This window comes from Mesorhizobium sp. B2-4-6 (assembly GCF_006442775.1).
Taxonomy (GTDB): domain Bacteria; phylum Pseudomonadota; class Alphaproteobacteria; order Rhizobiales; family Rhizobiaceae; genus Mesorhizobium.
This window is the reverse complement of sequence record NZ_VFVI01000001.1, coordinates 685,002-706,622: the sequence shown is the minus strand read 5'-3', so window position 1 is coordinate 706,622 and position 21,621 is coordinate 685,002. Positions and strand designations below refer to the sequence as shown.

Sequence of the window (21,621 nt, the reverse complement as noted above, 5' to 3'; positions counted from 1 at the left end):
ATCCAATCTGCCACTTCTTCGTTGGCATTTCAAACTTCAAACGCTGAATTTCGTATGAATGTATCCATTCAGCTTATTTCGATCGCGCAATTCACAACTTACATCTTATATCTTATGTGTCAATGTGTGATGGGCCGTCACCCGACAGGGCGTTTCGACTGCGATAGGCTGGCTTAGCCCTGCGCCCGAACCTGCGGCAGGGCGGCGTCGAGCGAACGCTCGAAAGCATCGACCAAAGCGTCGACCTGCGCCTCGGTGATGATCAGCGGCGGACAGAAAGCGATCGCGTCGCCCATATTGCGCGAGATGACGCCGTTCTGCTGCAGAAAGCCGTTGACCAGCGCGCCGAGCGCCGCCGGCTTGCCCCAAGGCGCCTTGGTTGCCTTGTCGGCGACGAGCTCGACGGCGGCGATGAGACCGACGCCGCGCACCTCGCCCACCAGTGGATGCGAGGCGAGCTTGTTGAGCCGCGCCTGCAGATGCGCGCCGACCTTGCGCGCATTGCCGACGAGGTCCCGCTCCTCGATCAGCTTGATGTTCTCCAGCGCCACGGCCGCGGCGACCGGATGACCGCCGCCGGTGAAGCCATGGCCGAAGGTGCCGATGCGGTCGCTCTCGTCGGCGATCGGCTCGAACACCTTGTCGTTGATGATGAGCGCCGAGATCGGCAGATAGGAGGAGGAAATCTGCTTCGACAGCACCATGATGTCGGGCTTGATGCCGAAGGTCTGCGAGCCGAACATCTCGCCGGTGCGGCCGAAGCCGCAGATGACCTCGTCGGCCACCAGCAGGATGTCGTATTTCGACAGCACCGCCTGGATCTTTTCCCAATAGCCGGCGGGCGGAACGACCACTCCGCCGGCGCCCATGATCGGCTCGCCGATGAAGGCGGCGATCGTTTCAGGCCCCTCGGCAAGGATGAGTCTTTCCAGGTCGTCGGCGAGCCGCGCGGAGAACTGCTCTTCGCTCTCGCCGGGCTGGGCGTCGCGCCAATGATGCGGCGTCGACGTGTGCAGGATATTGGCGATCGGCAGGTCGAAAGAGAGATGATTGTTGGGCAGCCCGGTCAGGCTCGCCGAGGCGATGGTGACGCCATGATAGCCGCGCTTGCGGCTGATGATCTTCTTGCGCGCCGGCTGGCCGAGCGCGTTCGAGCGATACCAGATCATCTTGATCGCGGTATCGTTGGCCTCAGAACCGGAATTGGTGAAATAGGCCTTGCTCATCGGCACCGGCGCCATCTGCACCAACTGCTCGGCCAGGTCGATCAGCGGCGAATGCGCCTTCGAGCCGAAGTCGTGATAGAAGGGCAGCTTCGACATCTGCCTTGTCGCAGCGTCCACCAGACGCTTTTCCGAGAAGCCGACGGCGACGCTCCACAGGCCCGCCATCGCTTCGATGTAGCGGTTGCCGGAAATGTCTTCGACATAGACGCCATCGCCCTTTTCGATGACCAGCGGACCCGCCTCCTGGTGCTTGCGGGCATTGGTATAGCCATGCAGGTGGTAGCGAATATCGCGGGCTTCGGGGGAATTCGGTCTGGCGTCCATGACGGCTCCTGTCTGCAGGCGTCCAAGCGGGAATTGCCCTGCCTCCCCTCGTCCAAGGGTTGCAGTTCCCTCTTGCATTATGCTGTTTGATGCATCATGTTTCTTATAAGATATACTGTCAAGCCCTTTTGGGCCGACAGCAAGAAAGCGGGACGGGAACGGCATGGCGAGCTTCAGTTTCGAAACGCTCGAGCGCGAAAATCTCGGCGAGACCGTCTATGCGCGCGTCGCCGAGGCGCTGGTCAAGGGACGCTTCGCTCCGGATGCCAGGCTGACCATCCGCGACCTCGCACAGTCGCTCGGAACCAGCGTCACGCCGGTGCGGGATGCGATCCTGCGCCTGATCCAGGACGAGGCGCTGGTGCAGAAATCGGCGCGCGAGGTGCGCGTGCCCATCATCACGCTGGAACGCTATCGGGAGATCCGCCAGATCAGGCTGAAGCTCGAAGGTCTCGCCGCGCGCGAGGCCGCGCTCAAGGCGACGGCCGGGGATATCGAGCGGCTGCGCGATCTGATTGCCCGCAACGAGAGTGCTATCGCCGAGAGGAACTGGACCGAAGGGCTGGAGCTCAACCAGACCTTCCACTTCGCGCTTGCAGACATCGGCGACATGGTGGTGCTGCGAGGCATCCTGAACCGGCTGTGGTTGCAGATGGGCCCCCTGATTGCGGAATCCTATCATGAAGGCGGCAGGACCATGATCGACAATCACCACGCAGTGCTCGCCGCGGTCGAAAGGAAAGATGCCGATGCCGCCGAACGTGCGATCATCGCCGACATCACCGAGGGTGGAAACGTGATTCTCGAACGAATGTTCAGCAGGCGCGCCGCCGGCACGGCCAAGGCGGGCTGAGAATGGAACAGATCGACTGCATCGTCGCCGGTGCCGGCGTCGTCGGTCTTGCAATTGCGCGCGAGATGGCCGCACGCGGCCTGGACACGCTCATCGTCGAGGCGGCGGATGCCATCGGCACCGAGACGAGCTCGCGCAATTCGGAGGTGATCCATGCTGGCATCTACTATCCGCAAGGGTCGCTGAAGGCCCGGCTCTGCGTCGCCGGTCGCGACTTGCTCTACCGCTACTGCGCGGAGCGTGCGATCCCGCACCGGCGCTCCGGCAAGCTGATCGTCGCTACCGGCGAGGCCCAGGAACCCATGCTTGCCGCGATCCGGGCCAGCGCAGCAGCCTGCGGTGTGGACGATTTGCGCTTCGTTTCCGCCGCTGAAGCCCAAGCCCTGGAACCGACGCTTCATTGCACGAAAGCCCTGTTATCGCCCTCCACCGGCATCATCGACAGCCACGCGCTCATGCTCGCCTTGCTCGGCGACGCCGAGGAAAGCGGCGCGATGCTGTCGCTCAACACGCGCATCGTTTCGGGCCGCATCGACACCGGCCGCATCGTGCTCCAGACGATGGACACGGCAAGCGGCGAGGGTTTCGAGATCGCGACGTCGCGCTTCGTCAACGCGGCCGGCCTTGGCGCCGTTGCGCTGGCGGGCTCGCTCGAAGGCTTCGACCGACGGTTTTTGCCGACGCTTCGCTACGCCAAAGGCAACTACTTCTCGGTGGTGGGCCGGGCGCCCTTCTCGCGGCTGGTCTACCCCGTGCCTGAACCGGGCGGGCTTGGCGTCCATCTTACACTTGATCTCGGCGGTACGGCCCGGTTCGGGCCCGACGTCGAATGGACGGACACGCTCGACTACCGCGTCGATCCGGCGCGCGGCAAACGCTTCTACGATGCGATCCGCAAATACTGGCCGGATCTGGCCGACGACAGCCTGCAGCCGGCCTATAGCGGCATTCGGCCGAAACTCTCCGGTCCGGGCGAGGCCAACAGCGACTTCGTCATCCAGGATGCGACGACCCATGGAAGCGCCGGGCTGGTCAATCTGTTCGGCATCGAAAGCCCCGGCCTGACCTCCAGCCTGGCGATTGCCGAACATGTGACGCGCATTCTCGCGCATGAGGCGGACTGACGGCGCCGACACGCGGCATCAAAGCCGGTCGGCACCCGCGCGCCTACCGCGACGTAAGCTGACAAATTCACTCATTGTATCCAATGGCAAATCCGTTTTGGCAGTTTCGCCTTCCAAGAGGCGAGAAACGTCACTATCGTATCCAATACGCTTCTCAACCAGTCACGAGCCCGCCAGGAAGTCCTGATGCCCGACTACGCAACATTGGCCCCATCAGCCCCCTGGCGCGAACTGCGCACGACACGCGCCGACTGGGACGACGCCGATCCGGCCGTGCTGGAATCGATGCTTGTTTCGGCCCATCTCATCCGTGCCTTCGAGGAGAAAGTGCTGGAGCTCGCGGGCCAGGGCCTGGTGCACGGTCCTGCCCATTCCGCGGTCGGCCAGGAAGGCGGCGCCGTCGGCTCGGCCGCGTTGATGCGCGCTGGCGATCAGATCAATGGATCCCATCGCGCGCATCACCAGTTTCTCGCCAAGTCGATCCGTTATGTCGCGCCCGGCGGCCTCTTGCCCGCAGCGGAGTTTTCATCGGAAATCCGCAGTCTGGCCCAGAGGTCGCTCGCCGAGATCCTCGGCCTGGCGCAAGGCTTTTGCCGAGGGCGCGGCGGCTCGATGCATCTGCGCTGGGCCGAGGCCGGCAATCTCGGCACCAACGCGATCGTCGGCGGCGGCGTGCCGCTGGCGGCCGGTGCCGCCTGGGCGCACAAGCGGGCGGGCAAAGGCGACGTCGCCTTTGCCTATTTCGGCGACGGCGCGGTCAATATCGGCTCGGTGCTGGAGACGATGAACATCGCCGCCGCCTGGAAGCTGCCGCTTTGCTTCTTCATCGAGAACAACCGCTATGCCGTCTCGACCCATGTCGAGGAAGCGACCGCCGAGCCGCGCCTGTCGGCACGCGGATCGGCTTTCGCCATTCCGGCCTGGAAAGTCGACGGCATGGATCCCCTCGCCGTCTATCTTGCGACGAAGGAAGCCATGGAACTGATGCGCAACGGTGGGGGGCCGACCATCGTCGAGGCTGACGTCTATCGCTACTTCCATCAGAACGGCCCTCTGCCGGGCAGCGCCTTCGGCTATCGCGACAAGACGGAGGAAGCGGCCTGGCGGGCGCGCGACCCGCTCGACCGGCTGGCGAGCGAAATGGAACAGCGTCAGATCATCGGCAGCTCGGGTGTTGCCGCTCTGCGCGAACGCGCGCTTGCGCTGATGGCCGATGTCGCCGCCGAACTCGTCGAGCAGGTGGACGGCAAGAATCGCATCAAGCCCGCGCTCTGGCCGGACGAAGGTTTCCGCGACCACGGCATACGCGGCGACCTCCAGGAATTCGCAAGGACGCGCACCGAGGAATTGGAAACCTTCGGCGGCGCGATCGACAGCGACGCCAAATTCATCGACGCCGTCGCCAGCGTCATGCAGCGCCGCATGGCAACGGACGACCGCATCGTCGTCATGGGCGAGGATGTGCACCGGCTGAAAGGCGGCACCAACGGCGCGACGCGCGGCCTTGCCGCCGCCTTCCCCGACCGGGTGCTCGGCACGCCGATCAGCGAAGCCGCCTTTGCCGGGCTCGGCGGCGGCATCGCCATGGATGGCCGCTATATTCCGGTTGTCGAGTTCATGTATCCGGACTTCATGTGGGTGGCCGCCGACCAGGTCTTCAATCAGATCGGCAAGGCGCGCCACATGTTCGGCGGCGATATCGACGTGCCGCTCGTGCTGCGCACCAAGGTCGCCATGGGCACCGGGTACGGTTCGCAGCACTCCATGGATCCGGCCGGCATCTTCGCCACCTCGCCCGGCTGGCGCATCGTCGCCCCTTCGACGCCCTTCGACTATGTCGGCCTGATGAACAGCGCGCTGCGCTGCAAGGACCCGGTGCTCGTCATCGAGCATGTCGATCTCTACAATTCGACCGGACCGGCGCCGATCGACGACCTCGATTATTTCATCCCGCTCGGCAAGGCGAAGGTCGTTCGCCGAGGCACGGCCATGACCATCCTGACTTACCTCGCAATGGTGCGGCCGGTGCTTGAAGCGGTCGAACGTCTCGGCGTCGATGCTGAGGTCATCGACCTGCGCTCGCTCGATCGCGCCGGGCTGGACTGGCAGACCATTGAAGCCTCGATCCGCAAGACCGGCAACGTGCTGGTGGTCGAGCAAGGCGCGCGCGGCACGTCTTATGGCGGCCTGCTCGCCGCCGAGATCCAGAACCGCTGCTTCGACTGGCTCGACCAGCCGATCCAGCGTGTCCATGGCGGCGAAGCCTCGCCGAGCATTTCCAAAGTGCTCGAGGGCGCCGCTTGCGCACGCCCCGCCGACATCGAGTGCGGCTTGCGCCAGGTGATGGCTGACCAAGGTCGGCCGCTTGGCTGAAAGTCAGGCCTTCGGATCGTCGCGCGGCGTCATGAAGCCGGCGGTCTCGCCACCGTCGACGCTGAGCACCGCACCGTTGACGAAGCCCGCCGCGGCAGACAGCAGCCAGCCGACCGCCTCCGCGACATCTTCCGGTGTGCCGAGGCGCGCTGCGGGAATGCGCTTTTCCAGCTTCTCGCGCCGGCCCGGAATGGCCAGCGTCTTTGCCATCATCTGCGTTGCGATCTGACCCGGGCAGACAGCGTTGAACCGCACCTCCGAGCCGTATTCGAGCGCCAGCGCTTGTGTCAGGCCGATCAGCGCTGCCTTGGAGGCGGTGTAGATCGCAAGCCCCTCCTCGCCGACCAGGCCGGCCACCGACGAGATGGTCACCACGGCGCCGCGAGCGGCCCGCAGACCCGCGAGCGCATGACGCGTGAACAGATAGGCCGAGGTGGCGTTGGCCGTCATCGTCCTGTTCCAATCGTCGAGCGTCGTCTGGTCGAAGGCGCCGCGCCCGCCGGCGCCGGCATTGTTGACCAGGCCGGCGATACACCCCCTGCCGAGTTCCAGCGCGACGTCGACTGCGCGCTTGCAGTGGGCCTCGCTGGTCGCGTCGCCGGCGGCGAAGACGGCGCCGGGAACCGCGGCGATCACATCATCGGCGGCGGCCCGGTCGCGCCCGGTGAAGACGACCCGCGCACCATCCGCCGCCAGCCGCTCGACGCAGGCCGCGCCGATACCGCGCGTGCCGCCGGTCACCAGGAAGACGCGTTGTGCTTGCGCGCTCATACGGTCGTCTCGTAACTGACTGGCGTGCAGAGCGGACCCGCCCTGTGTGCTGCCCAGTAAAGATCGTGGATGCGGTTGGTGATCGGTCCGGGTTTGCCGTTGCCGTAGATGCGGCCGTCGAGCACCGTCACCGGCATGATGCCGCCGGCCGAGCTGGAGATGAAGATCTCGTCGGCGTCGCGCAGTTCCTCGATCGGCAGCGGCCGCACCTCGCAGGTCACGCCTGCTTCGCCGGCCATCTCGATCACCGTGCGGCGCGTCATGCCCTCGAAGACGCCGCGGTCCGGCGTTGCGATGACGTTGCCCTTCACCGAAAAGACATTGAAGCCCGCGCCTTCGGTGACATTGCCCTTGCCGTCATTGAGCACGGCAACGACGGCGTCCTTGTCGTAGGCCTCGAAGATGCCCATGGTGAGATCGAGCCAGTGGAAATTCTTGATACGCGGATCGAGCGATTCAGGCGGGATGCGCTGCACCGAGCTCACCACCATCTTCAGCCCGTCGCGGCGCTGCTCGTCATTGGCGATCCAGACGAAAGGCTGCGCGAAGGCATAGAACCGGTTCTGGCAAAGCCGCGGATCGCGCGTGCCTGCCGGCGGCACGCCGCGTGTACAGGTCATCTGCACATAGGCGTCGCGAAGTCCGCTGCGGCGCACGCATTCGATGAGGACATCGGCCATCTCCGCCTTGGCCAGCGGCAGGCTCATGCGCAGGCCGCGCATGGAAGCCAGGAAACGCTCGAGATGGTCGTCGAGCCTGAAGAAGCGGCCCTTCCAGACATGGGTGACGTCATAGGTCGAATCGGACCGGACGAAACCCCGGTCGGTGATCGGGATCGCCGCCTCGGCGAGCGGCACGTAGCTTCCGTTGACGAAGGCTATGCCCAATGCGGGGTCGTAGGCTGTCCTGTCGTTCATGCAAACCTCCTCCAGAGCGGCGCTAGTGTTGGATACAATGGCTTCGATTTATTCGGCCACAACCGGTATTTCTCTTGCCAACCATCCTCAATTGGATACGTTTCTGCAGGAATTGCGAGACATCGTAACGATATGAGCATGGAAGCGGCGGATACCGTGAAAGGCCTGCCCGGACTGCGCGGCACCGAGCATATCGGCTTCACCGTGCCCGATCTCGACGAAGCCGTCCGTTTCTTCGTCGAAGTGATTGGCTGCGAGCCGTTCTACGAGCTCGGGCCTTTCCAGTCCGACGGCGACTGGATGGAAGCCCATCTCAACGTCCACCCCCGGACGGTGATGAAGCGGCTCAAATTCCTGCGCTGCCGTCACGGCTCCAACTTCGAGATCTTCGAATATTCCGCCCCCGGCCGGAACGGCACCCAGCCCCGCAACGCTGACGTCGGCGGACACCACCTCGCCTTCTATGTCGACGATATCGGCGAGGCTGTCGCCTATCTCAGATCGCATGGCGTGCGTGTGCTCGGCGAGCCGACGGTGCGCACCGAGGGGCCTAGCGCCGGTCAGACCTGGGTCTATTTCCTGAGCCCCTGGGGCATGCAGCTCGAGCTGGTCTCCTTCCCCGGGGGCAAAGCCTATGAGCGCGAGACGGACCGCCGGCTCTGGCATCCGGCCAGCCCTCACCTGTGAGCGGTTGGTTCGTGCCGATTCCCACCCGTTCGCCGATGCACTAACATCCGCGAGATAAACACGATGCGGGGAATTGAGATCATGGCCGGCAGACGCACAAGCGGCGGAACCGAGGGCAACGGCGCCGCCCTGGCCAGCGGCCGCGTCACCGATGCGCTGCGCGACGCCATCCTGTCGGGGCGGCTGCAGCCGGGCAGCCGCGTCCGCCAGGAAGAGCTCGCCGAAGAGTACGGCATCAGCCGCATTCCGGTTCGCGAGGCGCTGAGGCAGTTGGAAAGCGAGGGGCTGGTCATCCTCGTGCCCAACAGCGGCGCCTGGATTTCCAAGCTCGACCGCGCCGAATGCATCGAGATCTACAAGATCCGCGAGCGTCTGGAGCCGCTGGCGCTGTCCGAAAGCAGCGCCAACCTTTCGCCCGAAACGCTTGCGCGCCTGGAAGACCTCGTCTCGCGCATCGAGGCCGCCGACGGCATCGACGAGTTCCTGCAGCTCGACCGCGAGTTTCATCTCCTGAGCTATGAGGGCGCGCGGATGCCTCAGCTCGCCCAGATGATCCATAAATTCTGGAACACCACCCAGCAATACCGCCGCGCTTTCGCCGCATCGGTCGGCAAGGCCGGCATGGCGGCGGTGCATCACGAGCATCGACTGATCCTCGAAGCGCTGAGACGGCATGACGGCGAACAGGCCGGCCTCATCCTCTACGGCCACATCCGTCGCACCCGCCTGCAGCTCGAACAACATAACGAGATGTTCGCCTAGCCCACGCGCTGGCGGGAGCCACTAGAATCCCGCCTGGCTGATGAACTTGGTGACGAGATAAGCCTCCAGCGCTTCCGAGCCGCCTTCGGAACCGTAGCCGCTGTCCTTCACGCCGCCGAAGGGTACTTCCGGCAGCGCCAGGCCGAGATGGTTCGTCGTCAGCATGCCGGTCTCGATCTCCGCGCCGAGCTCGGTCGCCGTCTTCAGCGAACGGGTGAAGGCGTAAGCCGCGAGCCCGTAGGGCAGCCGGTTTGCCTCGGCCACCGCCTCGTCGAACGTCGCGAACGGCATCGCCAGCGCCACCGGACCGAATGGCTCCTCGTTCATGATGCGCATCCCGGGACGCAAGTCGCTGAGCACGGTCGGCTCGAAGAAAGCGCCCTTGTTGCCGATGCGCTTGCCGCCGGTCTCGAGCTTGGCGCCCTCGGCCACCGCTTCGGAAATCATCGCCTCGACGGCTTGCAGCCGGCGTTCATTGACCAATGGCCCCATGCGGGTGCCCTCGGTCAGCCCGTCGCCGACCTTGATAGCGCGCGCATGGCCGACGAGCTTGTCGACGAACGGCGCGTAGGATTTCTCCTGGACAAGGAAACGCGTCGGCGAGACGCACACCTGGCCGCCATTGCGGAACTTGGCAGCCGCCAGCAGGGCCGCCGCGTTGTCGAGGTCGGCGTCGTCGAAGATGATCGCCGGCGCATGCCCGCCGAGTTCCATCGTTACGCGCTTCATATGCTGGCCGGCGAGCGCCGCGAGTTGCTTGCCGACGGGGACGGAGCCTGTGAAGGACACCTTCCGGATCACTGGATGCGGGATCAGGTAGCTCGAAATCTCCGGCGGGTTGCCATAGACGAGATTAAGCACGCCGTCGGGAAGCCCGGCATCCTTGAAGGCGTCGGCGAGGCAGGCGGGCGAGGCAGGCGTTTCTTCCGGTGGCTTGACGATCATCGAGCATCCGGTGGCGAGCGCGGCGCCGATCTTGCGGATCGTCTGCGACACCGGGAAGTTCCACGGCGTGAACGCCGCGACCGGCCCGACCGGCTCGCGTACGACCAGTTGATGGACGTTGCTGGCTCTCGCCGGCACGATGCGCCCATAGGTGCGACGCCCCTCCTCCGCGAACCAGTCGAGGATATCGGCCGAGGCCAGAACCTCGATCGTCGCCTCGCTCAGCGGCTTGCCCTGTTCCAGGCTGAGCAGGCCGGCGATCCTGCCGGCACGCTCGCGCATCAACCGCGCCGCTTCACGGATCACCTTGCCGCGCTCGAAGGCGGAGACCTTGCGCCAGACCTTGAAGCCGCGCTCCGCCGAGGCCAGGGCGCGGTCGAGATCGGCGGCGCCAGCCACCGCAACCGAGCCTATGACTTCATCGGTGGCGGGATTGCGAACCTCGAGCGTCTTGCCGCCAGCCGCCGGTCCCCACTTGCCGTCGATGAAAAGCTCGACTTCGGGATACATGCTTTTGTCCTGTCTGATGGTGATTGTCATGGCAGCCAAGCCTCAGAGCGAGAGGCTCTCCCTTGTGTCTTCGATGGCGAGAAAAAGCGCGCGGACGAGTTCGTCGATCTGGTCCGGCTCGATGATGTAAGGCGGGCAGAGCGCCAACACGTCGCCCATGTTGCGCAGGATGATGCCGCGGTGCCGGCAAGCGCGTTCGACCTGCGCGCCAATCCTGGCCTCGGCCGGAAAACCCTGTTTGGTGCGCTTGTTGGCGACCAGTTCGATGCCGGCCAGCAGGCCGACGCCGCGAATCTCGCCAACCATCGGGTGGTCGGCAAGCGCGTTGCGAAGCGCTTCCAACATCTGCGCGCCCAGCGTCCGGGCGCGGCCGACGACATCGATCTCGTGATAGATGCGCAACGCTTCGGCAGCAACGGCCGAGGCGACGGGATGGCCTGAATAGGTGAAGCCGTGCCCAAAAACGCCGTTCCGGTGCCCTTCGTCCGCGACCGCCTGGTAGGTCGCGTCCGACACGACCACCGCCGCGATCGGCAGGTAGCCCGAGGACAGGCCCTTGGCGACCGAGAACATGTCGGGCTTGAAACCGAAAGTCTGGCTGCCGAACCAATTGCCCGTACGACCGAAGCCGCAGACCACTTCGTCGGCCAGAAGCAGGATGTCGTGCTCGTCGAGCAGCTTGCGCAGCTTGGGGAAGTAACCTTGCGGCGGCACGATGACACCGCCCGCCCCCATCACCGGCTCGGCGATCATCGCCGCGATCGTCTCGGGACCGGCCGCCAGGATCATCGCCTCCAGTTCGGCGATCAGCCGGTCGGCGAACGCCTCCTCGCCCTCGCCTTCCCGTCCTTCGCGGTAGAAATGCGGCTTGCCGGCAAAGAGGACGTCGTCGGTGTTCATGCCGAACGAGCGGTGCATATGCGGCAGGCCGCTCAGCACAGCGCCCATCACCGTACTGCCATGGAAGGCGCCGTTGCGGCTGATGATGCGCCGCTTCTCAGGCTTGCCGCGCGCCGCCTGATAGTACCAGGCGAGCTTGACCATGGAATCGTTGGCTTCGGAGCCCGAATTGGCCAGGAATATCCTGCAGTCCGGAATTGGCGAGACCGCCGCGAGTTGCTCGATCAGATCGATGCAGGGCTCGTTCGAACGATGGTTGAACGTATGGTAGTTGGCGAGCTTGGCGAATTGGGCAGCCGCAGCGGCGGCCAATCTCTGATCGTTGAAACCGAGCGACGCCGTCCACAGGCCTGCCATGCCTTCGATATAGCGGTTTCCGGCATCATCGCGGACATAGACGCCGTCGCCGCCCGAGATGATCAGCGGCCCATCCTGCTCGTGCCGCCGCGGGTCCGTCTGCGAATGCAGATGCAGGCTCATGTCGATTGCCCGAGCCGAATTGTGCAGCATTTCCTGTTTCCCCAAGAGCGGATGATTGTTCTTGCGGCTCAACCAGATATCTTATAACTTATAAGTTGTCGAGGGTCGGATAACTGGAAGCGGAGGAGATAAAGCATGGCGTCCACAGGCGCGAGCCGATGGCCGAGCAACGGCGGCAATGACGGGATATCGGACGAACAGGCTTCCCGCTTGCGCGAGCGCGCGCGCTTCGTGCGGCTGGAGACGATCAGGCTGATTTCGATCGCCAAGGTCGGCCACTACTCGTCGGTCTTCTCCTGCGCCGAGATCTTCTCGACACTCTACTACGACACGATGCGGCTGCGCCGCGGCGAGCCGAGCTGGGCGGAACGCGATCGTTTCCTGATGGGCAAGGGCCATGCGGCGGTCGGCCAGTTTCCAATCCTCGCCGATCTCGACTTCTTCGACCGTTCCTGGCTCGACGATTATACCCGCCTCGGCAGCCCGCTCGGCGATCACCCCGACATGCGCAAGGTGCCCGGCGTCGATTTCAGCTCCGGTTCGATCGGCCATGCCCTGTCCAATGGCGTCGGCATGGCGCTGGGCGGCCGCTTCCACGGAAAGGACTTCAACGTCTTCGTCCTGCTCGGTGATGGCGAGATGCAGGAAGGGCAGGTGTGGGAGGCCGCCATCAGCGCCACCACACACCGGCTGGGCAAGCTCGTCGCGATCGTCGATCGCAACGGCTACCAGCTCGACGGCAAGGTCGACGACGTCGCTACGGTCGAACCGCTCGATGAGAAGTGGCGCGCCTTCGGCTGGGAAGTGCATGAGGTCGACGGCCACGACGTCGTCGCGCTCGCCAACCTGCTGCGCAAGGTCAAAGCCGATACCGGCCGCGAAAAACCCTGCTGCGTCATCGCCAGAACGGTCAAGGGCAAAGGCATCGACTACATGGAAACCGAACCCGGCTGGCATCTCGGCTATCTTGCGCCGGAGGACGAAGCGCGTGCCCGCGACATGATCCTCGAAGGTGCGGAATGAGCGCGGCCTTGCATCCCGACAGCTGGCAGTACCGCGAGCTGAACAAGCGCGCGCCTTCGCTTGCCACTTTGGCTGACACGCTGATCGAGCTTGCCGAAGCCGGCCATCCGGTCGTCGCCGGCACCGCCGACCTGCAGCATTCCAACGGACTCGTCGGCTTTGCCCGGCGCTTTCCCGAGCGCTTTACGCAATTCGGCATTTCCGAGCAGAACATGGTTTCGGCCGCTGCCGGCATGGCGACGACCGGCGTCATGCCCTATGTGGCGACCTTCGCGTCTTTCCTCGCGCTGCTTTGCTGCGAGCAAATCCGCATGGACGTCGCCTATTGCGCGCAGCCGGTTCGCCTGATCGGTCACCACACCGGCATCTCGCTCGGCTTCTACGGCACCTCGCACCACGCCACGGAAGACATCGCGATCATGCGCTCGATTGCCGACCTCACCGTCGTCTCCACCGCGGACGGCCCGCAATTCGCCGCGGCGCTGCGCGCTTCCGTCAACCATCCGCAGCCGATCTATTTCCGCATCTCGCGCGGCCACGACCCGGTCGTCTATGCCGGGGACGCGCCGTTCGAATTCGGCAAGGCCGTGATCCACGGCATCGGCAACGACCTCACCATCATCGCCTGCGGCATGGCGGTGCACTCGGCCAAACAAGCGATGGAAGCATTGAACGCCAAGGGGCATTCCGTCGGCCTGATCGACATGCACACGATCAAGCCGCTCGACCGCGAGGCGGTGACGGCAGCGGCGCGCAAGTCGCGCTTCATCCTGACCGTCGAGGAACACAATATCCTCGGCGGCCTGGGTGGCGCCGTCGCCGAAGTGCTGGCCGAGGAAGGCGGCGGTGCACGACTCGTCAGGCACGGCATCAAGGACGAGTACAGCCTGATCGCGCCGCCGACCCATCTCTACCGTCACTACAAGCTCGATGCTGCGGGTGTCGAAAGCGTCGCCCACTCCCTGCTAGCTTAGCAGGCCGACAATACAGGCAGAGAAAAAGCGTCTATTGGTTATATCCTGTAGAATCACTGCCGGCAGAAGACGCCAGACAACAATGCCGAGGAGACCTTTGCCGTGAACATTCAGCCGCTCGAGCAAGGCAACCTTTCCGCACGCGCCTATGTCGCCCTTCGCGAAGGCTTGATCGCGGGGCAGTTCCGGCCGGGACAGCGCCTGGTAATGCAGGATCTCGCCGACCAGCTCGGCACCAGCGTCACCCCTGCCCGCGAAGCCTGTCTGCGGCTGGTCAGCGAACGCGGACTCGAGCTGCGCTCGGGGCGTTTCGTCACCGTGCCGGCGCTGACGCTGGCGCGCTACATGGAGGTCCGCACCATAAGGCTGTCGCTGGAGGGCCTTGCCGCCGGACTTGCGGCACAGAACGCGACGAAGGATGATATCGACAAGCTGACCGCTATCCAGAAAGTGTTCGAGAAGGCGGACCGGGCCAGCGATCCGGAACTTTCATTCCGCTACAACCGCGACTTCCACTTCTCCGTCTATCGGCTGTCCGGCATGGAAATGCTGGTCGCCCACATCGAGAGCCTGTGGGTCTCGATGGGGCCGATGCTGACCGTCTTCTTCAAGGAAGGCGAGCACAAATATGTCGGCGCCGCCCAGCACGAGACGGTCATCGAGGGCTTGCGCGAGAAGAATTCGGAAAAGGCACGCGCCGCCATGGAGCAGGACCTCATCCTGGGCGGCGAGGATTTTCTGCGCTTCCTGCAGGGGCACGAAGGCTTCGTCGCGCCGTAACCCTTATCAGGCCAGCAACCGCGCGACCGCCGCCAGAGCCTCGTCCGTCACCGACAGCGCCTGATCGATATCGGCCTGCTGGTGGGCAACCGACAGGAACAGCGTATGTGCCGGATGCAGGTAGACGCCACGGGCGAGCGCTTCCAGGCAGAACGTGTCGCCGAGCTTCCGATCCACATCGTTCTCGAACAAAAGCACCGGCATCTGCACCGGCCCGCTTTGCCGTAAGGGCACACCGTGCTTCCGCGCCTGCGCGTCTAGACCGTCGCGGAAACACTGGCCCATGGCCTGCATATGCGCCACGGCATCGACCGCGCCGAGCTTCCGGATCGTAGCGATCGCCGCCGCCATCGACACGCCGGCGGTCCAGAAGGAGCCGGTGGTGAAGATGCGTGTCGCTCCTTCGCGGAACCGATCGTTGCCGGTGACAGCGGCCAGCGCATGGCCGTTGGCGATCGCCTTGCTCCAGGCGGCCATGTCGGGCCGCACGCCAACCGGTTCCCAGCTGCCGCCCATGTCGAGGCGGAAGCCGGCGCGCACATCGTCGACGATCAGCGCGGCATCGGCATCATCGGCGAGCGCACGTGCCTTCCGCGCGAACGCCACGGTCGGCAATTCATGCGGCTTGCCAAGGTCATGCTTGAAGGCCGAGACCAGGATCGCGGCGAGATCGCCCCTGCACAGCTCTGCCGCGGCCTCCAGGCTCTCGATGTTGTTATAGTCGTAATAGACAAGATGCGTCCGGTCCTCCTCGGTAACGCCTGCGACCGATGGCGAGCACCACGGAATGGCGCCGTGATAGGCGCCGCGCGCGACCAGGATCTTGCGGCGCCCGGTGCCCGCGCGCGCGATCGTCAGGCAGGCTGTCGTGGCGTCGGTTCCGTTCTTGGAGAACATCGCCCAATCGGCATGCGGAACGGTCTCGACCATCAGTTCCGCCAATTCGACAAGCCGCTCGCTCGGCCCGTTCATCGCATCGCCAAGCGCCCGCTGCCTGTCGGCCGCCGCCTCGACGTCGGCGTCGCCATAGCCCAGGATCATCGGCCCCCAGCCGCATAGGAAATCGATATACTCGCGCCCGTCCGCGTCCCAGGTACGGCATCCTTGCGCGCGGGAGAAATATTGCGGATAGCCGGCCGGCAAGCGCGGTGCATTCTGATGCCCCCACATGCCGCCGGGGATGACGCGCTTTGCGCGGGCACGCAAGGCGCCGTCGATGCTCTTCGAATGTTGGTCCATGGAAGGGTGCCCCCGTCTGGCGCCGTGCCGCCCGACTCGCCAAGACTTGTTTGCAGCATTCGATATATCATGTATCATCCGCGTACAATAGTTCGGGGACGCGGAGAAAATGCAGCCCATCATCGGCATCGTTGCCGACGATCTCACCGGCGGCATGGAGACAGCCGCGATGCTGGTGGCGCTCGGCGTCGACTGCGGATTCGTGACCAGGCCTGCTTTGGTCCAGCATTTCGCCAACTCGCCCGCTGTGGTCGTCGCGCAAAAGACCCGCGTCGTTCCGGCCGCCGAGGCCGTGCGGAAATCGGAAGATGCCGCGCAGCGGCTGCTCGACATCGGCGCGAGACGGCTGTTCTTCAAATATTGCGCCACCTTCGATTCTACCGATGACGGCAATATCGGTCCGGTGGCCGACAGTCTGCTTGCCTTGACGCGGGCCACCCACACCGGCTTCTGCCCGAGTTCCGGCGATCTCGCGCGCAGCGTCTTCCAAGGCCATCTGTTCGTCGGCGCGCAGCTCGTTTCGGAATCGCCCAAACGGTTCGATCCGCTGACCCCGATGACCGACCCCAATCTCGTTCGCGTGCTGCAGCGGCAGTCGAAACTCGCCGTCGGGCTGTTGCCGCACAATGTCGTTCGGGCCGAGCCTTCCACCCGGCGCGCCTATGTCGACCAACTGGCCGCCCAAGGCATCCGGCACGTCGTCATGGACGCAATCTATGCGGAAGATCTTGCCGCGGTCGCGGCGCTCACCGTCGATTGGCCGCTGATGACCGGCAATGCGCCGGTCATGCGCCACTATCCCGCGCTCTGGCGCGAGCGCGGCTGGCTGGACCACGCGCCGCCGAAGCGACCGCTGCCGGCGGTGGAAAGCCCGGGCGTCGTGCTGGCCGGCAGTTGCGCGGAACGAACGCTGGAGCAGCTCGCTGTGTTCGAGCAGGCAAGGCCGGTGCATCGCATCGACATCGCTTCCGTCGGAAGCGTCGATGCGGCGGTCGAGAAGGCGCTCGCCTGGGCGGGCACACATCTCAACGACGGCCCGATTGCGATCGCCACCTCCGCCGGCCCGGAGCAGGTCGGCGCTGCGCAGGCAAGACATGGGCGCGAAGGCGCCGCGGCCTTCGCCGAGGCTATTCTTGGCAGGCTCTCCGTGGAACTGCGCAAGCGCGGCGTCCGGCGCTTCCTCGTCGCGGGCGGCGAGACGTCCGGATCGGTGGTCGAGCAGCTTGGAATAGATCGCTTGAGGATCGGCGCCTACCAGGGTCCCGGCATTGCGCGCGCGACGACGGAAGAAGGCGAGATCGTCGCGCTCAGCCTCAAATCCGGAAAGCTCGGGCCACCGGACATGTTTTTGCCGACGCTGGAATCCATGCGGCATCCGGAGCACTGATGATCAACGAAAACAATCTGCCCAACGCCATTGTCGAGACGGTCAGCCGTCTGCAGGACAAGGGCTTCAATCACGGCAACAGCGGTAACGTGAGCCGCCGGATATCAGGCGGCATGCTGATCACGCCGACAGGGGCGAACAGCAGCAATCTCACGCCAGAGCGGCTGGTCCATGTCGATCCCCACGGCGCCGTCATGAGCGAAGGCATCCCGTCCAGCGAATGGCACATGCATGCCGCGATCCTCGATGCATACCCCACCGCCAACGCTGTGATCCATACCCATGCCGATGCCTGCGTGGCGCTGGCATGCCTGCGCAAGCCGCTGCCGTCGTTCCACTACATGGTCGCGGCCTTTGGCGGCACCGATGTGCGCTGCGCCCGCTACGCCACCTTTGGCACGACCGATCTTGGGACGTCGGCGGTCGAGGCGCTCAAGGATCGCACCGCCTGTCTGCTCGCCAATCACGGCATGATCGCCATTGGAAAGACGCTGGAAGCCGCTTTCCAGACCACGGTGAAACTGGAGACGCTGGCGCGTCAGTATCTGATGGCGTTGCAGGTCGGCGAGCCAGCCCTGCTTCCCGAAGCGGAAATGGAGCGGGTCGGAAAGCGATACGGCAATTATGGGACGGGTTTGTTGCCCGGCTAGCAAGTAAGGAGACACCCTTCTTATGAATCGGATTTTTCGAATGACCTCGGGCCCGCGATATGGACAGACCCGGCAGCGTGTGATCTTGAGAACCATTGGCCAGATGCGAAAAGCGAGTCCGCTGACGAATGCAGAACCTGCCTGAGATCCAGGCGACGAGCCTGTCTTCGCAGATCTACCTGCGTCTTCGCCAGGAGTTGATGTCGGCGCGGCTCCATCCCGGCGACCGGCTGAAGATCCGCGACCTGGCCCAGCAGCTCGGCACCAGCGAGACACCGGTGCGCGAGGCTATCTTCCAACTCGTCAAGGACGGCGCGCTGGAGATGAAGCCGGGTTACTATATCCGCGTGCGGCGGATCAGCCTCAAGGAATATCTGGAGCTGCGCGACATCCGGCTGGTGCTCGAACCCTATGCCGCCGCCAAGGCGATGCCGCATATCCATGAGCCGTTCCTGAAAACCCTCGAAGATATCCATCACAAGCTGATCGAGGCTGAGCGCACCAAGGATTACGCGGCCGCGCTTCAGTACAATTACGACTTCCATTTCGCCGTCCATCGCAAATCGGAAATGCCGCATCTCATCGAGATGATCGAGAGACTGTGGATCCAGGCCGGCCCGTTGCTCAGCCTGCTCTATCCGCATGGCCACCCGACCTATGAAGGCCAGCACCAGCATGTCAACGTGATCGCTGCCTTGCGCGCCAAGGACGAGGCGGCGCTCCGCCGCGCCTTCGAACAGGACCTGATCGAGGGCGGCCGCAAATTCATCGAGCATCTCGCCGGTATCGAGAGCAAGGAAAACGCCGAAGACGAGCCCTCGCGGCGGTCGCGGCGTTAGGCGGCACTCTCAAGAAAACCCACGTCCAGGCGTCGCTTCATCCAAGGAAAATCTCCGGATTGGCCGTGAGGACCGAGCCTTTCCGCCGTGCCTCAGCGCTTGCGTCAATCCTCGATTTCACCGCTCGCCACGCGGCGCGGAAACGTCATCATGCGCGCTTGCGGCCTTCATCATATATGATATATTCTATTTCCAGAAGTCAAAAATAAGGGGAGAACAATGAAGCTTCGCAATGGGATTTTGGGAATGGCGCTCGGCCTTTTGATGGGCGGCGTCTCCTACTCGGCATTCGCCGACGACGCGTCCACTTTCGTCTATGCCGATGCCGGCGAGCCGAGCACCATCGACCCGGCCAAGGCCAACGTGAACTGGGAGCTCACGGTCACCCGCAATATCTACGATCGCCTGGTCGACTTCGACCTCTCCGATCCGTCTAAATTGCTGCCGGCGCTGGCGACGGAATGGCAGCAGGACGGCAACGTCTGGACCTTCAAGCTGCGCGACGGCGTCACCTTCCACGACGGCACCGCCTTTGACGCCAACGACGTCAAGGCGACGCTCGACCGGTTGCTGAAGATCGGCCAGGGGCAGTCCTACCTGGTCGACGACATCGCCAGCGTCACCGTGGTCGACCCCAAGACCGTCAAGATCGAGACCAAGGCGCCGACCGTCTTCCTCGCGTCCAACCTCAGCCGCATCGAAATGCTGTCCGACGAGGACATCGCCAAGCACAAGGACGACCTCGGCCAGGCCTGGTTCAACGAGAACGCCAACGGCACCGGCCCCTACGAATTCGTGTCCTGGACGCGCGGCACCCAGATCGAGCTGAAGCGCAACGACAAATGGTGGGGCAAGTTCCCGGAAAAGCCCTTCGACCGCGTGCTCGACCGTTTCGTCACCGACGGCGCCAACCGCGCCCGCGGCCTCGAAGGCGGCGAGTTCGACCTCGCCAATTTCGTGCCGCTCGACGAGGCGCTGCGCATCGGCACCAGCAGCGGCTTCCATCTGGTCGAAGGCAACAATCTATGGGCGTGGCCGGCTATCTATCTCAACATGGATCTGGCGCCGACCAACAACAAGGATTTCCGCGAAGCGCTGGTCAAGGCCTTCGACTACAACGCCATGGTGCAGTCTTTCCAGGGCAAGGCCGAAGTCGGCCGCGGCCCGGTGCCCTCCTGGTTCCCCGGCAGCCCGGAAAAGGAGGAGGCCGAGATCAAGACCGATCTCGACGGCGCCAAGGCAGCGCTTGCCAAATCGGGTCTCGCCAACGCCAAGATGAAATGCTCGGTCCCCGCCGGCTTCCCGGAATTCCGCTTCGCCGCGACCGTTCTCCAATCCTCGGCCCAGCAGCTTGGCGTCACTGTCGAGATCGAGGAGCAGCCCTTCGTCGAGGCGATCACCGCCATCAAATCCGACAAGAGCAACTGCTTCGTGCTCGGCAACGCCAATCTCAGTCCCTCCGACGCGACCAAGTTCTTCGCGGCGCATTATCTCAAGGGCGGGTTCTACAATTCTGGCAAATTCTTCGACCAGACGCTGCAGGACCTCGTGGCGAAACTGCCGACCATCGCCGACCCGACCGAGCGCGGCAAGCTGCTCAAGCAGGCGGCCGATATCGTGGTGGACTCCCACTACATCATCTGGACCGCGCGGCCGAAGACCGTGGTGCCCGAACCTGACCGGATCGGCGGCTACCGCATCGACCCGGCCGAGTACATCAACGCCCGCTTCTGGGAAATGTACAGCAAGTAACACCGGGGTGAGCATGCGGACAGCACGGTTGTGATCGCCTTCCTATTCAAGCGTCTGGTCTGGGGTCTTGTCGTCCTCATCGCCGTCGCGGTCATAACCTTCTTCCTCAGTCGTGTCGTCCCGGCCGACCCGGCCGCCTTCCTGGCCGGCCAGAACGCCTCCGAGGAGACCGTGCAGCGCATCCGCGTCGAGCACGGTCTAGACCGTCCGCTGCCGGAACAATTCGCCACCTATATGATCGGCCTCGCCAAGGGCGACCTGGGCGAGTCGATCCGCACCCGGCGCAGCGTCAGCACCGACCTGAAGCAGTACCTGCCGGCGACGCTGGAGCTCCTGATCGTCAGCTTCGTCCTCTATATGGCGATCAGCTTCTCGCTGGCGGTGCTGGCGGCCCGCCGCCCCGGCGGCGCGGTGGACGGCGCGATCCGCCTCATCACCATGATCGGCACCGGCATCCCGGTGTTCTGGCTCGGCATGACGCTGCAGTTCTTCTTCTTCTACAAATTGCACTGGCTGCCGCTCGGCGCGCGCTTCCCGATCCGCGAGACGGCGCCGCCGGTGGTCAGCGGCTTCCTGCTCATCGATTCCCTGCTGGCCGGCAGCCTCTCGGCCTTTCTCGCCAGCCTGAAACACCTGGCGCTTCCCGCCGCGACCATCGTCGTCAACCTGCTTGCGGTCGGCACGCGGCTGTCGCGCGCCGCCCTCATCCAGGAACAAAGCCGGCTCTATGTGCGCACGGCGCGCGGCAAGGGCCTGTCGCCCAACCGCATCCTGTTCAAGCACATCTTGCGCAATGCGCTGTCGCCGATCCTGACGGCGACCACCATGCAGTTCGGCTACATGATCAGTTGGGTAATCCTGGTCGAGGTCATCTTCGACTGGCCCGGCATCGGCCTCTACGCTTACCAGTCGTTCCAGGTCTTCGACTATTCGCCGGTGATTGCGCTGGCGATCGTCTCGACGGCCGGCTTCGTGATCATCAACCTGGTGATGGATCTGCTCTATCCGGTGATCGATCCGCGCGTGCAGAGTGTCGGCTCATGAGTATTTCCAACCAGCCCGCGCGCCGGACCATCGCGAGGCCGAAAGGCGTGCTGCTGCCGCT

At 64.4% G+C, this 21,621-nt stretch carries 19 protein-coding genes; 13 read left to right on the top strand and 6 right to left on the bottom strand.

All coding sequences use genetic code 11. The annotated features are described in order from the left end of the window. Nucleotides 1-173: 173 nt before the first annotated feature. Nucleotides 174-1,550, bottom strand: coding sequence for an aspartate aminotransferase family protein (locus tag FJ957_RS03430; RefSeq protein ID WP_140828558.1), 1,377 nt, complete (start codon nucleotides 1,548-1,550; stop codon nucleotides 174-176). 163 nt (nucleotides 1,551-1,713) lie between these two features. Between FJ957_RS03430 and FJ957_RS03425 the strand changes: the two genes are divergently transcribed. The 3 genes from FJ957_RS03425 (at nucleotide 1,714) to FJ957_RS03415 (ending at nucleotide 5,900) form a co-directional block, all read left to right on the top strand. Further along, nucleotides 1,714-2,403 (top strand): GntR family transcriptional regulator, encoded by a 690-nt coding sequence (locus FJ957_RS03425; RefSeq protein WP_140828556.1) that lies wholly within the window; start codon nucleotides 1,714-1,716, stop codon nucleotides 2,401-2,403. Nucleotides 2,404-2,405: 2 nt separating this feature from the next. After that, nucleotides 2,406-3,527, top strand: a complete 1,122-nt coding sequence (locus tag FJ957_RS03420; RefSeq protein WP_140828554.1) for an NAD(P)/FAD-dependent oxidoreductase — start codon at nucleotides 2,406-2,408, stop codon at nucleotides 3,525-3,527. Nucleotides 3,528-3,713: 186 nt separating this feature from the next. Next, nucleotides 3,714-5,900 carry an alpha-ketoacid dehydrogenase subunit alpha/beta gene (locus FJ957_RS03415; RefSeq protein WP_140828550.1) on the top strand — a complete coding sequence of 729 codons (2,187 nt, stop codon included), beginning with the start codon at nucleotides 3,714-3,716 and terminating at the stop codon, nucleotides 5,898-5,900. A gap of 3 nt (nucleotides 5,901-5,903) precedes the next feature. Here the strand turns inward: FJ957_RS03415 and FJ957_RS03410 are convergent, their stop codons facing one another. Further along, nucleotides 5,904-6,671, bottom strand: coding sequence for an SDR family NAD(P)-dependent oxidoreductase (locus FJ957_RS03410; protein ID WP_140828546.1), 768 nt, complete (start codon nucleotides 6,669-6,671; stop codon nucleotides 5,904-5,906). Next, a complete protein-coding gene (locus FJ957_RS03405) occupies nucleotides 6,668-7,588 on the bottom strand; it encodes an aminotransferase class IV (protein WP_140828543.1) in 921 nt (306 codons plus the stop codon). The genes FJ957_RS03410 and FJ957_RS03405 overlap by 4 nt, the downstream gene beginning before the upstream one ends. 138 nt (nucleotides 7,589-7,726) lie before the next feature. Between FJ957_RS03405 and FJ957_RS03400 the strand changes: the two genes are divergently transcribed. Then, a complete protein-coding gene (locus FJ957_RS03400) occupies nucleotides 7,727-8,275 on the top strand; it encodes a VOC family protein (RefSeq protein ID WP_210239793.1) in 549 nt (182 codons plus the stop codon). Between the two features lie 81 nt (nucleotides 8,276-8,356). Beyond that, nucleotides 8,357-9,037: a GntR family transcriptional regulator gene (locus tag FJ957_RS03395; protein WP_140828535.1), complete on the top strand. Its 681-nt coding sequence runs from the start codon at nucleotides 8,357-8,359 to the stop codon at nucleotides 9,035-9,037. Between the two features lie 21 nt (nucleotides 9,038-9,058). Here FJ957_RS03395 and FJ957_RS03390 read toward each other — a convergent pair whose 3' ends face one another. Both FJ957_RS03390 and FJ957_RS03385 read right to left on the bottom strand, forming a co-directional pair. Continuing rightward, nucleotides 9,059-10,492, bottom strand: coding sequence for an NAD-dependent succinate-semialdehyde dehydrogenase (locus FJ957_RS03390; protein WP_140828531.1), 1,434 nt, complete (start codon nucleotides 10,490-10,492; stop codon nucleotides 9,059-9,061). Nucleotides 10,493-10,534: 42 nt separating this feature from the next. After that, nucleotides 10,535-11,902, bottom strand: coding sequence for an aminotransferase (locus tag FJ957_RS03385; RefSeq protein WP_140828527.1), 1,368 nt, complete (start codon nucleotides 11,900-11,902; stop codon nucleotides 10,535-10,537). A 105-nt stretch (nucleotides 11,903-12,007) separates the two neighbouring features. On the opposite strand from FJ957_RS03385, the gene FJ957_RS03380 reads away from it, so the two are divergent. The 3 genes from FJ957_RS03380 (at nucleotide 12,008) to FJ957_RS03370 (ending at nucleotide 14,649) form a co-directional block, all read left to right on the top strand. Continuing rightward, entirely contained in the window at nucleotides 12,008-12,895 is an 888-nt protein-coding gene (locus FJ957_RS03380) for a transketolase (protein ID WP_140828524.1), read from the top strand. After that, nucleotides 12,892-13,869 carry a transketolase C-terminal domain-containing protein gene (locus FJ957_RS03375; protein ID WP_140828521.1) on the top strand — a complete coding sequence of 326 codons (978 nt, stop codon included), beginning with the start codon at nucleotides 12,892-12,894 and terminating at the stop codon, nucleotides 13,867-13,869. Before FJ957_RS03380 ends, FJ957_RS03375 begins: the two co-directional genes overlap by 4 nt. A gap of 102 nt (nucleotides 13,870-13,971) precedes the next feature. Beyond that, the gene (locus tag FJ957_RS03370; RefSeq protein WP_140640404.1) at nucleotides 13,972-14,649 is read left to right on the top strand and encodes a GntR family transcriptional regulator; all 678 of its coding nucleotides are present in this window, start codon (nucleotides 13,972-13,974) and stop codon (nucleotides 14,647-14,649) included. A 6-nt stretch (nucleotides 14,650-14,655) separates the two neighbouring features. On the opposite strand, the gene FJ957_RS03365 is transcribed toward FJ957_RS03370, so the two are convergent. Further along, nucleotides 14,656-15,888, bottom strand: a complete 1,233-nt coding sequence (locus FJ957_RS03365; RefSeq protein WP_140828518.1) for an aminotransferase class III-fold pyridoxal phosphate-dependent enzyme — start codon at nucleotides 15,886-15,888, stop codon at nucleotides 14,656-14,658. A 109-nt stretch (nucleotides 15,889-15,997) separates the two neighbouring features. On the opposite strand from FJ957_RS03365, the gene otnK reads away from it, so the two are divergent. The 5 genes from otnK (at nucleotide 15,998) to FJ957_RS03340 (ending at nucleotide 21,560) form a co-directional block, all read left to right on the top strand. Beyond that, a complete protein-coding gene (otnK, locus tag FJ957_RS03360; RefSeq protein ID WP_140828516.1) occupies nucleotides 15,998-17,275 on the top strand; it encodes a 3-oxo-tetronate kinase in 1,278 nt (425 codons plus the stop codon). After that, a complete protein-coding gene (locus tag FJ957_RS03355) occupies nucleotides 17,275-17,925 on the top strand; it encodes a class II aldolase/adducin family protein (RefSeq protein ID WP_140828513.1) in 651 nt (216 codons plus the stop codon). The genes otnK and FJ957_RS03355 overlap by 1 nt, the downstream gene beginning before the upstream one ends. 128 nt (nucleotides 17,926-18,053) lie before the next feature. Next, nucleotides 18,054-18,764, top strand: a complete 711-nt coding sequence (locus FJ957_RS03350; RefSeq protein WP_140828511.1) for a GntR family transcriptional regulator — start codon at nucleotides 18,054-18,056, stop codon at nucleotides 18,762-18,764. 246 nt (nucleotides 18,765-19,010) lie between these two features. Beyond that, nucleotides 19,011-20,516 (top strand): ABC transporter substrate-binding protein, encoded by a 1,506-nt coding sequence (locus FJ957_RS03345; protein ID WP_246685773.1) that lies wholly within the window; start codon nucleotides 19,011-19,013, stop codon nucleotides 20,514-20,516. 30 nt (nucleotides 20,517-20,546) lie between these two features. Then, nucleotides 20,547-21,560, top strand: coding sequence for an ABC transporter permease (locus FJ957_RS03340; RefSeq protein ID WP_140828503.1), 1,014 nt, complete (start codon nucleotides 20,547-20,549; stop codon nucleotides 21,558-21,560). The last annotated feature ends 61 nt before the right edge of the window (nucleotides 21,561-21,621 follow it).

Coding starts and splice junctions, on each gene's coding strand:
- FJ957_RS03430 (WP_140828558.1), bottom strand. CDS start 1,550: ATGGACGCCAGACCGAATTCCCCCGAAGCCCGCGATATTCGCTACCAC.
- FJ957_RS03425 (WP_140828556.1), top strand. CDS start 1,714: ATGGCGAGCTTCAGTTTCGAAACGCTCGAGCGCGAAAATCTCGGCGAG.
- FJ957_RS03420 (WP_140828554.1), top strand. CDS start 2,406: ATGGAACAGATCGACTGCATCGTCGCCGGTGCCGGCGTCGTCGGTCTT.
- FJ957_RS03415 (WP_140828550.1), top strand. CDS start 3,714: ATGCCCGACTACGCAACATTGGCCCCATCAGCCCCCTGGCGCGAACTG.
- FJ957_RS03410 (WP_140828546.1), bottom strand. CDS start 6,671: ATGAGCGCGCAAGCACAACGCGTCTTCCTGGTGACCGGCGGCACGCGC.
- FJ957_RS03405 (WP_140828543.1), bottom strand. CDS start 7,588: ATGAACGACAGGACAGCCTACGACCCCGCATTGGGCATAGCCTTCGTC.
- FJ957_RS03400 (WP_210239793.1), top strand. CDS start 7,727: ATGGAAGCGGCGGATACCGTGAAAGGCCTGCCCGGACTGCGCGGCACC.
- FJ957_RS03395 (WP_140828535.1), top strand. CDS start 8,357: ATGGCCGGCAGACGCACAAGCGGCGGAACCGAGGGCAACGGCGCCGCC.
- FJ957_RS03390 (WP_140828531.1), bottom strand. CDS start 10,492: ATGTATCCCGAAGTCGAGCTTTTCATCGACGGCAAGTGGGGACCGGCG.
- FJ957_RS03385 (WP_140828527.1), bottom strand. CDS start 11,902: ATGCTGCACAATTCGGCTCGGGCAATCGACATGAGCCTGCATCTGCAT.
- FJ957_RS03380 (WP_140828524.1), top strand. CDS start 12,008: ATGGCGTCCACAGGCGCGAGCCGATGGCCGAGCAACGGCGGCAATGAC.
- FJ957_RS03375 (WP_140828521.1), top strand. CDS start 12,892: ATGAGCGCGGCCTTGCATCCCGACAGCTGGCAGTACCGCGAGCTGAAC.
- FJ957_RS03365 (WP_140828518.1), bottom strand. CDS start 15,888: ATGGACCAACATTCGAAGAGCATCGACGGCGCCTTGCGTGCCCGCGCA.
- otnK (WP_140828516.1), top strand. CDS start 15,998: ATGCAGCCCATCATCGGCATCGTTGCCGACGATCTCACCGGCGGCATG.
- FJ957_RS03355 (WP_140828513.1), top strand. CDS start 17,275: ATGATCAACGAAAACAATCTGCCCAACGCCATTGTCGAGACGGTCAGC.
- FJ957_RS03350 (WP_140828511.1), top strand. CDS start 18,054: ATGCAGAACCTGCCTGAGATCCAGGCGACGAGCCTGTCTTCGCAGATC.
- FJ957_RS03345 (WP_246685773.1), top strand. CDS start 19,011: ATGGCGCTCGGCCTTTTGATGGGCGGCGTCTCCTACTCGGCATTCGCC.